Raw genomic sequence first — 13,302 nt, 5'->3', positions numbered from 1 at the left:
CGCAACGAATGTTCGGTGCGCGCAACTCTCGGTGGTGGATCCTGCTGCTGACGCCGCATAACGTTGAGCAACGGCGCCAGCCCGTGGGCCACGGTGGCCGGGCGCGCCCGACCCCTGGGAGCAGGACAATGACGATGGACGCCACCAGCCAGCGCCTGTTGATGTGCCGGCCGACGTACTTCGCCGTGGATTACGCGATCAACCCGTGGATGGACCCGAGCGCGCCGGTCGACGTCGCGCTGGCCGTCCGCCAGTGGGAGCAGCTGCGCCAGACGTACCGCGACCTGGGCCACACCGTCGAGGAGATCACTCCGCTGCCCGGCCTGCCCGACATGGTCTTCGCCGCCAACGGTGGCACCGTGATCGACGGCAAGGCGATGGCCGTGCAGTTCCGCGACCCGCAGCGCGCCGACGAGGCACCGGCCTACCGGGCCTGGTTCGAGTCCGCCGGCTTCGAGATGTACGACCCGAAGCACGTCAACGAGGGCGAAGGCGACGTCCTGCTGGCCGGCGACCACCTGCTCGCCGGCACCGGCTTCCGCACCGCGCACGCCTCGCACGCCCAGTTGCAGGAGGTCTTCGGCTACCCGGTGATCACCATGCAGCTGGTCGACCCGCGTTTCTACCACCTGGACACCGCGCTGACCGTGCTCGACGAGCGGACCGTGGCGTACCTGCCCGAGGCGTTCTCCCCCGGCAGCCAGGCCGTGCTGCGTCGGCTCTTCCCCGACGCCGTGCACGCCACGATGGCCGACGCCGAGGTGCTGGGGTTGAACGCGGTCAGCGACGGGCGGCACGTGGTGCTGCCCGCGCAGGCGACCGACCTGGCCGCCAAGCTGCGCGACCGGGGCTACGAGACCATCGGTGTCGACCTGTCCGAGCTGCGTAAGGCCGGCGGCGGACCGAAGTGCTGCACGCTGCGACTCCGTCAGGGAAAGGCAAGCAAGTGATCGTGGATGACATTCTGCGGACGCCGGGAGCGGTCCGGGACGCCGAGCGCTGGACAGCGCACAACTACCACCCCCTGCCGGTGGTGATCTCGTCCGCGGAAGGTGCCTGGCTCACCGACGTGGACGGCCGGCGCTACCTGGACTGCCTGGCCGGCTACTCCGCCCTCAACTTCGGTCACCGGCACCCCCAGCTGATCGCCGCCGCGCACGCCCAGCTGGACCGGCTGACGCTGACCAGCCGGGCGTTCATCCACGACCAGTTCGCCGACTTCTGTCGGGAGCTGGCCGAGCTGTGCGGCAAGGACCTGGTGCTGCCGATGAACACCGGCGCGGAGGCCGTGGAGACCGGGATCAAGGTGGCCCGCAAGTGGGGCTACCAGGTCAAGGGCGTGGCCGCCGGTCAGGCCAACATCGTGGTGGCCGAGGGCAACTTCCACGGCCGTACCACCACCATCGTGAGCTTCTCCACCGACGAGGACGCCCGCGCCGACTTCGGGCCGTACACCCCGGGCTTCACCGTGGTCCCGTACGGCGACCTGGACGCGCTGACCGCCGCGATCGACGAGAACACCGTCGCCGTGCTGCTGGAGCCGATCCAGGGCGAGCAGGGCGTCGTCGTGCCACCGGAGGGCTACCTGCCGGGCGTACGCCAGGTCTGCACCGACCGCAACGTGCTGTTCATCGCCGACGAGATCCAGTCCGGCCTCGGCCGGACCGGCGCGACCTTCGCCTGCGACCACGAGGGTGTCGTGCCGGACATGTACCTGCTGGGCAAGGCGCTCGGCGGCGGCATCGTGCCGGTCTCGGCCGTGGCCGCGAACGCCGACGTGCTCGGCGTGCTCAAGCCCGGCCAGCACGGCTCCACCTTCGGCGGCAACCCGCTCGCCTGCGCGGTGGCGATCGAGGTCGTCCGGCTGCTGGCCACCGGCGAGTTCCAGCGCCGGTCGGCCGAGCTGGGTGAGCGGCTGCGGGCCGGCCTGGAAGGGCTGGTCGGCAAGGGTCTCGTCGGGGTGCGCGTCCGGGGCCTCTGGGCCGGTCTGGACATCGACCCGGCGCTGATGAGCGGACGGGAGGCGTGCGAGCGGCTCGCCCAGCGCGGTGTGCTCGCCAAGGACACCCACGGCTCCACCATCCGGCTCGCCCCGCCGCTGGTGATCACCGAAGAGGAGATCGACCTGGCGGTGACCCAGCTCGCCGCCGTACTGGCCGGCTGAACCGGGACGCGCTTCGGGCGGGCGTCGGGACCACGGTCCCGGCGCCCGCCCTCGCGTCAGGCGCGGGGTAGGCGCATCGCCATGGTGGGGGCCTCGGCCATCACCGAGGTGGGGGTGAAGGGGGCGCCGGCGGGCAGTTCCTCGGCCCGACCGATCTGCACCCCGGGGTAGAGCTCCACCATGTCGCCCTCACCGAGCACCCGGGACTGCTGCGGAGCCAGGGGAATCCGGTCCGACTCCGCCATCGAGCCGGCCGGGCGGATACCGGAGCCGTTGGTGCTCACGTCGGTCACGATGACCTCGCCGACCCGCAGCTCGAAGCGGACGTGCCCCCGGCTGATCCACCGTCGGGCCTCGTCGTTGAGCCACTGCCCGAGCATGATGCCGCCGTCCTGCTCCGGAGCACGGCCGGCCACCACCGGCTGGTCCTCGGTCAGCACGAACCGCCGTCGCACCAGGCCGCCGACGCGTACGGCGAGCACCTCCGAACGCGGCCGGGGGCCGGCGTCACCGAGCCGTACGCCGTGCCGGGGGCAGGTCGGTACGCCGTTGCGCAGCGCGGGCGGCGGCTGCGCGGCGGGGCTGCGGTCGGCACCCCCGGCCAGGTCGGCGAACGCACCACCCCCACCACCGCCGCCGAACAGCGCGCAGCCCGACTCCGGGCAGCGCCACTGGCGGGCCAGCAGCTTGGCGCCGGTCGGCGACCGCTTGCCGGCCACCGGCGAGTGGCCACCGCCGACGTGTGCGATGAACACCGGCCCGCCGGCGCCGGGCACCGGGGCGACCACCCGACCGGGCTGCTCGACCAGCCACGGGAACCGACCGCGCAACCCGTCGAAGCGGACCCGGCTGAGCACCGGCAGACCGAGCAGGTCGGCAACCTCCAACATCCGGTCGCCCGGGTTGTCGAGCACCTCGACGAGCCCGTCGTCGGCCCAGCGGCGGACCACCATCCGCTCGTTGGAGGTCAGGTCGGCGTCGGAGAGCAACGCACGGTGCACCACCGCGTAGACCTGGACGCTGTCCTCCTCCAACTCCCGGGAGAGCGCGTCGATGACCATGCCGAGCCGCAGCAGGCTGGCCGGCCGGCCACCGTCGATGTCCTGGTAGCGGATCACCTCGGCCAGGTCGAGCACGGCCCGGGCCAGCGACGGGTCCGTGCAGACCCGCCCCTCGATGGCGTCGAGCACCTTGCTGATCTCAAACCTCATCGGGCACTCCGGATGATCTCGTCGATCCGGGGCGCGAGGTCCACGTCGCGGGTGGGTGACCCCGCGGTGAGCAGGTCTGCCATGCGCCGACCCTACCGGGCACGCCGAACGGCATCGACCAGCGGTCGCGGGTGTCGTTGCGTCCCGACACGACGAAGCGGGGGCGGTGCCGTCCGGCACCGCCCCCGCCACGTACGTCTCCAGCCGCCCAGCGGCCGGGGTGCTCAGCCGCGCAGCGGCTGCCCCACCTCGTGCAGGTGTCCGAGTGCCTGCCGGTACGACTCGACCAGCCCGGTCTCGGCGTACGGGATGCCCTGCTCGACGCAGTACGCGCGGACGATCGGCTGTGCCCGGCGCAGGTTGGCCCGGGGCATGTTCGGGAACAGGTGGTGCTCGATCTGGTAGTTGAGCCCGCCCAGCGCGGTGTCCACGAGCAGGCCGCCCCGCACGTTGCGCGACGTCAGCACCTGCTTACGCAGGAAGTCCAGCTCGTCCTCGGCGGTCGGCATCGGCATGCCCTTGTGGTTCGGCGCGAACGAGCAGCCCATGTAGAGGCCCCACAGCGCCTGGTGCACGACGGCGAAGAGCAGCGCCTTGACCGGCGACATGACCGCCAGCAGCAGTGCCACGTAGCCGGCGGTGTGCGCGACCAGCAGCACCCCCTCGACCACCCGGTGCCGCATCGGGGTGGTGTACCGCCCGTCCGCTTCCCGGCCGACGATCGCCCGGATGCTCGCCACGTGCAGACTCAGCCCTTCCAGCAGCAGCATCGGGAAGAAGAGGTACGCCTGGCGCTTGGCCAGCCAGCGACCGAACCCTCGGGTCTCCAGCGCCTGCTCGGGCGTCCACACCAGGGCCCCCGCGCCGACGTCCGGGTCCTCGTCCTCGTGGTTCGGGTTGGCGTGGTGCCGGTTGTGCTTGTCGACCCACCAGCCGTAGCTGATCCCCACCGCCGCGTTGCCGGCGAAGAGACCCACCATCTCGCTCGGGCCGCGTCGGCGGAACATCTGGCGGTGCCCGGCATCGTGGCCGAGGAACGCGACCTGGGTCGTCGCCACCGCCATCGCGGCCGCGAGCGGCAACTGCCACCAGGAGTCGCCGACCAGGAACACGGCGACCCAGCCGGCCACGAACGCACCGAGGGTGAGCACGATGCGGGCGACGTACCAGCCGGGGCGTCGGTCCAGCAGACCCGCCTGACTGATCCGTCGAGACAACTGTGCGTAGTCACTACCTCGCCGTCGTACCGGCGGTTCTGCCACCGCTCCGAGCGCCATTGATGCTCCCGTTCCCGCTCACGCCGGTGCCGGGTGGCCCGGGCTCACCGTTGAGTCTTCCCGGATTAGTTGCGCTGAGTAACCCTGACAACCCCCGGATGGGGGGTAGGGCGAGCCCTACCCCCGCGTCCGGCTCAACCCAGCCGGGCCACCGCGGCCCGCAGCCGGGCCAGGTCGCGCCGTCGCCGCTCGTAGCTGGCGGCGAGCCCGATCAGCGCCAGCCCACCGGCGCCCAGATAGATCCACCGGGGCAGCAGGTCCCAGCCACGGGCCAGCTCGTGCAGCGCCAGCACCGCCAGCACCCCGCCGCCGAGCAGCACCGGGGCCTGCCAGCGCCGGGTGGCGCCGGCCAGCACCGCGCCCAGGGCCGCCGCGCCGAGCAGCAGCCGCCGCCACGGCTGCGGGTCCGGCCCGGCCAGGACCGACGCGAGGCTCGGCAGCAGCGCCGCGACCAGCCCCGGGCCGAGCGCCAGCCAGCTCGTCAACCCGGGTCGGGTCCGCAGCGCCAGCAGGCCCGCGCCGAGGGCGAGAGCCGCTGCCGGCATGGTGTACGCCTCCAGCACGGTCACCCCGCCGGCGGCCAGCAGCACCCACACCCCCAGCAGCTCGCTGCCACCGGCGATTCCGGCGAACGCCCACCGCCGCCCGGCCGGTTCGCCCCGGCGCAGCAGCCGCAGCGCGACGGCGACGCCCCAGAGCACGCAGACGGTCGCGAGGTGCTTCGCCACCTCGACGGCCAGCAGTGCCGCCACCAGCGCCACGGCCTGCGCGGCACCGTCCAGCACCCGCCCGACCGACGTCCGGCCGGCCGGAGCGCCGGCCGCCCCCGTCGCGGACCGGCCGGTGGACCCTCCCGCCGATGCGGCCGGGGGGCCTATCGCGGCCGCGGCGGCCAGGACCAGCGCGGCCACCACCAGCAGCGGGTACGCCGCCGCGCGCAGCGGCAGCCCGTCGGCGAGCGGCACGGTCACCGCCAGCGCGGACGCCGCCCCCACGGCGGCGAGGCAACCGGTGACGCGCACCTCGACGAGCCGCGCCCCCACCGCGACGGCCACCGCCACGACCAGCAGCACTCCCTCGGCGGCGAGCGTGCCTGCCCGGGTGGCCAGCAGCCCCACCACGCCGGCGGCGGCCAACACCGCCCCCACCGGCACCGCGATCGACGCGAGCGCCGGACGGGGCGTGGCCAGGGCGGCGATCAGCAGTGTGGTCACTCCGGCGAGCAGGACGGCTGCCGGCAGCACCGGCCAGGGCGCCCCGACCGCGACGAGGAGCACCGGCAGCGCAGCCGCGGCGAACGGCAGCGCGGGCAGCAGCGGCGGTCGGACCGCCCGTCCGGTCAGCGCGGCGGCCACCGCCAACGCGCCCAGCGCCAGCGCGACGGGGAACGCCGCCGGGTCGGCGACGACCGTGGGCACCCCGGACCAGACCGGCCCCCGGCTGCCGTACGGCGCGACGAGCGCGCCCAGCAGCGCCGGCAGCGCGGCCAGCACCGCGACCGCCGCCAGGACGACGCCGGCCGCCACCAGGACACCCGACCGGCGGATCGTCGGCAGCCCCCCAGCCGCCGACGACCCTCCCACCACCGACGACCCCCCGACCGCCGGCAGCTCCCGCCGGGCGACGAGCGCGACGCCCAGCGCGGCCAGCGCCGCGTACAGCGTGACGGGCTCGTCTCCCGCCACGACCAGCGGCGCGAGCCCGGGCGCGGTCACCGCGACCATGGCACCGGTCACCGCGTACCCGGTCAGCTCGACCCGGTGACGACGCGCCGCGAGCGAAGCGACCAGCGGCAGCCCGGCGGCGACAAGCGCGGCCCGGGCCTGCCACCAGGGCGGCGCACCCGCGGCGAACAGTGCCACCGCGGCCACCGCCGGCAGCGCGAGCTGGGCGACCAGCAGGCCCGTGCCGGCCACCCACCGGTACGGGCCGGCGGCCCGGCGTACGGCCAGCGCCACCCCGAGCACGACGACCGTCCCGAGCGCCACCAGTGCGCCCACCGGGGCGGCCAGGGCCACCAGCAGCCCGTGCCCAAGCAGGACCGCGCCACCGAGCGCTCCGACGGTCACCGTCGCCGGTCGGGCCGCCGGTCGGGCCAGCACCCAGAGCAGCAGCGCGACCCCGCCGACCAGGTCCACGACCACCACGGCCGGCCAGGTCGCCGTCCAGGCGGCGGGCAGGGCGAGCAGCAGCGCCGTCGCGCCGGCCGTGGCGAGCGGCACCCGCGCACCCCGGGGCAGCAGCAGTGCCGTCGCGCCGAGCGCCAACGCCAGAGCCGGGGCCACCTGCCAGCCCCACTCCAGGTCCGGTCCGGCTCCGGCGCCGCCCCACGGCGGCAGCGATCGGGCAGCGGCGGCGACCGCCAGCCCGCCGGTGATCAGCACTGCGATCTGCGCCGTGCCCGCCGCGACCAGCAGCGCCCCGGCGCGCGGGCCGGTACGCCAGCCGGCCGGCAGCAGTCGCACCCCGGCGGCCAGCCCGAGAGCCACCGTGGCCGCCGCGACCAGCAGCAGCGACGGCCGCAGCTCGGCCACCGGACGCAGCAGCGCGGCGGCCAGCACCGGCACCACCAGGCCGGCCGCCACCGCCCGCACCGCCTGGCCGCCGACCAGCCGGGCCGCGCCGAGCCCGGTCAGCGCGACCAGCAGCAGTGGCGCCCCGGCCAGCAGCGGTGAGCCCGCCGCCCGGCCGACCAGCAGCGGCACCAGGGCGCAGGCGGTGGCGCCGACCAGTGCGGCGACGTGCCCGATCGCGGCGAGCACCCGGCCGGCGAGCCGGGCCCGCCGTGCCCCGTCGCGCGGTGCGCCCCCGCGCAGCGCGACCAGCACGGCCAGGTCCAGCAGCGCCACCCCGAGCAGGACCAGCGCCCAACCGTCCGCTCCCGGCCGGGCTTCGGCGGCCAACAGCGGCAGCACCGGCTGGGCGGCCAGCAGAGCGGCGAACCAGGGCCCGGTCAACCGGCTCCACCGGGCGTACGACACGGCGACCGCCGCGCTGGCCCCCCCGACCAGCGCGGCGTACCTGCTGCCCGGCCAGCCACCCACACCGGCCAGGTTCACCGACCAGGCCGCGTAGCCGTCCAGCACCACCAGCAGCAGCCCCACCGCGGCGAACGTCTCCGCCGTGCCGCGCAACCCCCGACGGGCCGCCACCAGCGGAACGGCCAGGACGAGCGCCGTGACCGCCGCCAGGATCAGCGCCCGGCCACCGACTCCCACCGCCGCCCAGGCCACCGCCGTGAAGACCACCGCCGCGGTGCCCAGCAGGAGTCCACCGAGGACGAACAGCAGGCCCTGAACCGTCCGCGTCGAGGTCTCCGCCGCGCCCGCTGCCGGGGATCCCCCACCCACCGACGCCGGCGTCCCAGCCGCCACGGGCCGCGCGGGGGCGGCAGCGGCCAACCCGGCGCGGACGATCGCGGCCAACTCGGCCCGCCGCTGTGAACTGGCCGCCAGCCGACCGGCCAGCTCGACGTACGTCCGGCGGGCCCGCTCCACCTCCGGCGTGAGCTGGGCGACCTCCCGCCCCAGCCGGACCACCTCGGCGGCGACCGGGTCGGGCGAACGGCCACAGCCGGTGCACCCGGTGCTCAGGTCGGCCGGGGCGCCGCAGGCGGGGCAGGGGTAGCCGGTGTCATCCACCTGGTCATCATCGAAACCCGGCGGGGTGCCCGCCCAGAGTGCGCGTACTCAGGGGCGCGTGTGCTCGTGTACCCAGGTGGCGTAGCCGGGGTCGCCGCTCTCCACCCTGGACACCAGGATCTCCGGCACCTCGTACGGGTGGCTGACCCGGATCTGGTCCACCAGCGCGGTGAGCCGGTCGGGTGCCGTCTTGAACTGCACCGACCACTCGCTGCTGGTCTCCACCCCGGACCGCCACCAGTAGGTGCTGTCCACCTGACCGCCGACCTGCGCGCAGGCGGCGAGCCGCCCGGCGACGGCCGCGGCCGCCAGCACGTCGGCGACCGAACGCGCATCCACCACCGTCGTCACCACGCAGATCTGGTCCACGACCGCACCCTACGCGGCGGCCTCCCGGTTGGCCGCGATCCAGGCGTCGATGCGCGCCCACCAGTCGTAGAGCCAGTCGATGCGTTCCTGCCGCCCGGTCGGCACGTCCTCCGGGGGCACCGACCAGAACCGCATCACGATCCGTTTGTCCATCGGCAGTTCGCGCCACACGTCGGCGACGGTGAGCATCCGGTCCAGCCCGGTGTGGGCGACGAAGATGACCCCGGCGTCCGGGGCCGCCTCCAGCGCGGCGAGCATCCCGCCGGGCTGCGGGGCCAACACGTGCCGCATCCGTTCCGCGCGCAGCGCCATCCGCTCGAGGCCGAGGGAACGCAGCCGGGCGATCGCGCGCAGCCGACGCTTCGGGGTGAAGTTGCCACCCTCCGGGAAGATCACGAAGGCGTCGTTGTCGTCCAGCCCGTTGGCCAGGTGCCCGACCTGGCGTACCGTCTCCTCGCCGCGCTCCGGCGTCGGCGCGATGAACCGGTTGGGCAGCCGGTTGAGCAGCACGTCGATCGCCGGGTCCCACTGGAGGCTGTCCTTGAGCACGATCCGCGGCTCCCGCTTGAACCAGTTGACCAGCCCGTGGATCAGGATGAACGAGTCACCGGGCCCCGCGTGCCGGCAGAGCACCAGCTCGGGCCGGCCGGGCAGGGCGGTGTCCGGGTCGGTGCCCACGACGTCGATGCGTAACCGCAGCGTCCAGCGGGCCTGCCAGAACAGCACCCGCAGGAACCAGCCGGCCAGCACGTAGTGCGCACGTTGGAACGCCGGCGAACGGCTCCGCCAGCCGAAACCGGAGGCGACCCAGAGCACGAAGAGCGCGAGCAGTGCGGCGGCGTCCCAGACGAGGTAGACGCAGCCGATCCAGAGCAGCCGCAGCGGGCGCAACCGGCCGGGGACCAGTGGGGAGGCGGCCGCGGCGACCAACGCCCAGACCGGCAGCGTCGTCACCACGGCGACCGCGAGCAGCACCACGCCGGGAGCGAGCAGCAACCGGCGCAGCCACCTGGGGGGCAGCGGCATCACCGCTCCACGTGGGTGGCCAGGTAACGCCGGGACGCGGTGTACGCCCGGCTGATCCGCCGCCCCACCGCCGCCATGTCCCGGTACGCCCACGGGGTGTCGTCGCGCGGGTTCAGCCCTCCGGTGGGCAGGACGTGCACCTCGACGCCCTCGGGCAGCGCGGCCATCTCCCGGAAGAACCGGTGCCGGCGGGAGATCTCGAACGCGACCTGCGCGATCTCCCACGGCCGCCGGGGCGGGGTCAGCTCCCGTTCGATCCGGCCCACCTGGAGGACGAAGATCTGGCCGGCGCCGGCGGCCACCGCCTCGCCGATCGGGATGGAGTTGACGATGCCGCCGTCCACGTAGTGCGCGCCGTCGATCTGCATGGGCGGCAGCAGGCCGGGCACCGAGGCCGACGCCAGCACGGCCGGCACCACCGGGCCGCTGTCGAACCAGTGCTCGGCGGCACGCTCGATGTGCGCGGCGCAGCAACGGAACGGCACCCGCAGGTCCGCGAAGGTGGTGTCCACCCCCAGCTCGGATTCGAGCAGGCGGCGCAGCGGTCGGGGCGAGTGCAGGTGGGTGCGGGCGGCGAAGCGGCGCAGTTGCCGCGCGACGGAGTCGCCGTACACCTCGCTGGCCTCGGGTGAGGCCCAGAGCCGGACCAACCGGTCGGTCACCGCCTCGGACGGGTCGGCGGCGACGAGTGCGCCGTTGACCGCGCCGATCGAGGTGCCGAGCACCAGGTCGGGTTGGATGCCGGCACGGAACAGGGCTCGCAACATGCCCACCTCGACCGCGCCGAGCACTCCCCCGCCGCCGAGCACGAACGCCACCGGTCCCCCCGCCATGCCACTCATCCTGGCACGGCCCCGCCGCCGACCGGTCGGCCGCGTCGCGCGGGGCGGTCGGCGACAGCGGTGGCCGTCCATGCACGACGGCGTTGACAGGCGGGACACATTCGCGCAACCTGATACCGCTCCCACCCCGAGGGCAGGTGCGATCCGTGAAGGCAGCACTGCATCCGGGCCGGTTGCTGGCCCGCAGGTACCGACTCATCGACCAGATCGGCGCCGGCGGCATGTCGGTCATCTGGCGCGCCCGGGACGAGGTGCTGGACCGGGTCGTCGCGCTCAAGGTGCTCGCCCCGTCGCTGGCCGCCGACGCCCGGTTCCGGGACATGGTGCGCGAGGAGGCCCGCGCCGCCGCGCAGCTGGTGCACCCGCACGTGACCTCGGTGCACGACTACGGCGAGACGGTCGACCCGGACGGCTCCATCACCTCGTTCGTCGTCATGGAGCTGCTCAGCGGTGAGGAGTTGAAGCTGCGGCTCACCGAGGGGCCGCTGCCGTGGGCCGAGGCGGTCCAGGTGGGCGCACAGATCGCCGACGCGCTGGCCGCCGCGCACCGGCTCGGCATCGTGCACCGCGACATCACCCCGGCCAACGTGATGATGACCGGCGTGGGTGTCAAGGTGCTCGACTTCGGCATCGCCACGCGGATCGGCGCGCCGGACGAGGACGAGGACGGCGGCACCTTCGGCACCCCCGCGTACGTGGCGCCGGAGCGGCTCGACGGCGCGCCCGCCCAGCCGGCCACCGACGTGTACTCCCTGGGCGTGCTGCTGCACGAGGCGCTCACCGGCCGGGTCCCCTACCCGGCGGACACCTGGGAGCAGCTCAGCGCGGCGCTGGCCGACGGCCCGCCTCCGACGCTGGACGACCTGCCGGAGCTGCCGCCGGTCGTGGCCCGGATCTGCCTGCGCAGCCTCGCCCGGGACCCGGCCGACCGGCCGTCCGCCCGGCAGGTCGCCACCGCTCTGCGTGACCGTCTGCCGCCGGCAGACCCGCCGACGGCCGCCATCCGGGTGCCCACGCCGACCCGCTCGCCGGCGCCTCCCGACGCGTCGACCGGCGGGACGACGGAGGGACCGGGCGTACCCGACCGGGGCGACGGCGCGCCGGGCCGGTCGCGCCGGCGGCGTGCGCTGCTACTGGTCCCGGCGGTCCTGGCGGTCGGCGTGGCGCTGACCGTGACGGCCCTGCTGCCCGAGCAGCCGACGACACCTCGGACGCAACCCACCGCCGGTCCGGCGGCGCCCACGTCGACCGGCCCGCCGGTCAATGAGGCATCCCGCCCGGCCGTGTCACCGTCGGCGCCGCCGAGAACCGGCCCGCCCTCCGCGCCGCCGGGCACGCTGGTGGAGGCCGCCAACCGGGTCGACGGGCTGATCGGCGCCGGGTTGGACGCCGGGGAGATCCGCTCCGACGTCGGCCTCGACCTGCGCAACGAGCTGCGCAACCTGACCGTGAGCGTCGCCTCCCGGCGGAACGGGCTGGCCGTGCCGGTGGCCCGGCTGCGCGAGAAGGTCGCGGTCCGGATGGGCGAGGGCGGCATCAGCCCGGCGTACGCGCAGCGGCTGGACGCCGCCATCGCCGAGCTGGGTGCGGCCCGGGTCTGATCCGGCCACCGGGGCGGGTGGGTCAGCGGGTCGCGACCCGGGCGGTCTCGCGGACGCCGTGGCCGCGGGCGGCGACCCGCCGGTAGACCTCCTCGTAGCCGTACGCCATCCGCTCGACCGAGAAGTTCTCCGCGACGTGCGCGACGCAGTCCTCCGGGTCCAGCTGCTCCGCGGCCCGCAGGGCCCCGGGAAGGTCCTCCGGCCGCTCGCACACCAGACCGGTCACTCCGGGGCGCACCAGCTCCGGCACCGCACCCCGGTCCAGCGCGACCACCGGCGTACCGGTCGCCATCGCCTCCACCATCACCATGCCGAACGGCTCGTCCCACTGGATCGGCATGATCAGGCATCGGGCGTCGACCAGCATGCGCAGGGTCTCCGCGCGGCCGGCGTTGAACACGACCCTGACGTTCTCGTCGACCAGTGGCGCGACGACCTGCTCGTAGTACCGGCGCTCGGCCGCCTCGTTGCACTTGCCCGCCAGCAGCAGCGGCAGTCCGGCCTCCCGGCACGCCCGGATGGCGACGTCCGGGCCCTTGTCCGGGCTGAACCGGGCCAACCACAGCACCGGCCCGGGGCCGGGCGCGGTCTTGCGGGGAAAGCCCCGGATGTCCAGGGCGTTATGCACGGTGCCGGCCCAGGGCAGGAACGGGTTGAGCTGCCGCTGGGCGTGGGAGATGGCCACCAGTGCGACGCCCTTGTCGACGTCGCTGAGCACGTCGCCGTACTCCCCCACCGGGTTGCCGTGCACCGTGGCCACCGTCGGCACGGCTCGGCGGCCGGCCACCAGCGGACCGATCGTGGTGTGGTCGTGGATCACGTCGAAGTCCGCCGCCGTGATCAGGTGGTTGACCCGGGCCAGGTGGGCCAGTTCCGGCAGCGACTCGCCGAGCCGCTCGTACTGGACCTCCGGAACGGTGGAGACGAAGCTGCCAGCGGCGGTGCCGTGCTCGCCGCCGGCGCCGAACAGGGTCACCGCGTGCCCGTGCGCGGTCAACGCGTCCACCAGACCGGCGGCCACCTGTTCCAGGCCGCCGTAGCCGGGCGGCGGCACGGACAACCACGGCGGGACCACCATCGCGATGCGCAACGACCGCTCCGGAGGGCGGTCGGCGGGCGGGTGGTTCACAGCCACGAGTCCTCCCCGATCATCCCCGGTCGACCGTCGCCG

Annotated in this window: 10 protein-coding genes; 3 read left to right on the top strand and 7 right to left on the bottom strand. The window is 74.9% G+C overall.

Annotated features, from left to right (window positions below; translation table 11 throughout):
• Positions 1 to 134: 134 nt before the first annotated feature.
• Both ddaH and rocD read left to right on the top strand, forming a co-directional pair.
• The gene (gene ddaH / locus M8C17_RS23300) at positions 135 to 950 is read left to right on the top strand and encodes a dimethylargininase (protein ID WP_252418818.1); all 816 of its coding nucleotides are present in this window, start codon (positions 135 to 137) and stop codon (positions 948 to 950) included.
• Positions 950 to 2,164 carry an ornithine--oxo-acid transaminase gene (gene rocD / locus M8C17_RS23295; protein ID WP_252418817.1) on the top strand — a complete coding sequence of 405 codons (1,215 nt, stop codon included), beginning with the start codon at positions 950 to 952 and terminating at the stop codon, positions 2,162 to 2,164. The genes ddaH and rocD overlap by 1 nt, the downstream gene beginning before the upstream one ends.
• Positions 2,165 to 2,220: 56 nt before the next feature.
• Here the strand turns inward: rocD and M8C17_RS23290 are convergent, their stop codons facing one another.
• The 6 genes from M8C17_RS23290 to M8C17_RS23265 all read right to left on the bottom strand — a co-directional run bounded on the left by M8C17_RS23290 (position 2,221) and on the right by M8C17_RS23265 (position 10,521).
• A complete protein-coding gene (locus tag M8C17_RS23290; protein ID WP_252418682.1) occupies positions 2,221 to 3,375 on the bottom strand; it encodes an FHA domain-containing protein in 1,155 nt (384 codons plus the stop codon).
• A gap of 224 nt (positions 3,376 to 3,599) precedes the next feature.
• Positions 3,600 to 4,652, bottom strand: coding sequence for an acyl-CoA desaturase (locus tag M8C17_RS23285; RefSeq protein ID WP_252418681.1), 1,053 nt, complete (start codon positions 4,650 to 4,652; stop codon positions 3,600 to 3,602).
• 134 nt (positions 4,653 to 4,786) lie between these two features.
• Complete coding sequence (locus M8C17_RS23280; protein ID WP_252418680.1) at positions 4,787 to 8,293, bottom strand: SCO7613 C-terminal domain-containing membrane protein; 3,507 nt, start codon at positions 8,291 to 8,293, stop codon at positions 4,787 to 4,789.
• A 48-nt stretch (positions 8,294 to 8,341) separates the two neighbouring features.
• Positions 8,342 to 8,662 (bottom strand): divalent-cation tolerance protein CutA, encoded by a 321-nt coding sequence (gene cutA, locus M8C17_RS23275; RefSeq protein ID WP_252418679.1) that lies wholly within the window; start codon positions 8,660 to 8,662, stop codon positions 8,342 to 8,344.
• 9 nt (positions 8,663 to 8,671) lie between these two features.
• Positions 8,672 to 9,688: a 1-acyl-sn-glycerol-3-phosphate acyltransferase gene (locus tag M8C17_RS23270; protein WP_252418678.1), complete on the bottom strand. Its 1,017-nt coding sequence runs from the start codon at positions 9,686 to 9,688 to the stop codon at positions 8,672 to 8,674.
• A complete protein-coding gene (locus M8C17_RS23265; protein ID WP_252418677.1) occupies positions 9,688 to 10,521 on the bottom strand; it encodes a patatin-like phospholipase family protein in 834 nt (277 codons plus the stop codon). Before M8C17_RS23265 ends, M8C17_RS23270 begins: the two co-directional genes overlap by 1 nt.
• Before the next feature lie 155 nt (positions 10,522 to 10,676).
• Between M8C17_RS23265 and M8C17_RS23260 the strand changes: the two genes are divergently transcribed.
• Positions 10,677 to 12,131, top strand: coding sequence for a serine/threonine-protein kinase (locus M8C17_RS23260; protein ID WP_252418676.1), 1,455 nt, complete (start codon positions 10,677 to 10,679; stop codon positions 12,129 to 12,131).
• Between the two features lie 22 nt (positions 12,132 to 12,153).
• Here M8C17_RS23260 and M8C17_RS23255 read toward each other — a convergent pair whose 3' ends face one another.
• A complete protein-coding gene (locus tag M8C17_RS23255; RefSeq protein WP_252418816.1) occupies positions 12,154 to 13,209 on the bottom strand; it encodes a glycosyltransferase family 4 protein in 1,056 nt (351 codons plus the stop codon).
• Positions 13,210 to 13,302 lie beyond the last annotated feature (93 nt).

The sequence above is a fragment of the Micromonospora sp. RHAY321 genome, assembly GCF_023896955.1.
GTDB lineage: Bacteria > Actinomycetota > Actinomycetes > Mycobacteriales > Micromonosporaceae > Micromonospora.
Note: the sequence above shows the minus strand (reverse complement) of the source record. Positions and strands in the feature narration are given on the sequence as shown.

What these genes read in the sequence shown, in the direction of transcription:
- ddaH (WP_252418818.1), top strand. Translation starts at nt 135, where the DNA reads ATGGACGCCACCAGCCAGCGCCTGTTGATGTGCCGGCCGACGTACTTC.
- M8C17_RS23290 (WP_252418682.1), bottom strand. Translation starts at nt 3,375, where the DNA reads ATGAGGTTTGAGATCAGCAAGGTGCTCGACGCCATCGAGGGGCGGGTC.
- M8C17_RS23285 (WP_252418681.1), bottom strand. Translation starts at nt 4,652, where the DNA reads ATGGCGCTCGGAGCGGTGGCAGAACCGCCGGTACGACGGCGAGGTAGT.
- M8C17_RS23270 (WP_252418678.1), bottom strand. Translation starts at nt 9,688, where the DNA reads ATGCCGCTGCCCCCCAGGTGGCTGCGCCGGTTGCTGCTCGCTCCCGGC.
- M8C17_RS23265 (WP_252418677.1), bottom strand. Translation starts at nt 10,521, where the DNA reads ATGGCGGGGGGACCGGTGGCGTTCGTGCTCGGCGGCGGGGGAGTGCTC.
- M8C17_RS23255 (WP_252418816.1), bottom strand. Translation starts at nt 13,209, where the DNA reads ATGGTGGTCCCGCCGTGGTTGTCCGTGCCGCCGCCCGGCTACGGCGGC.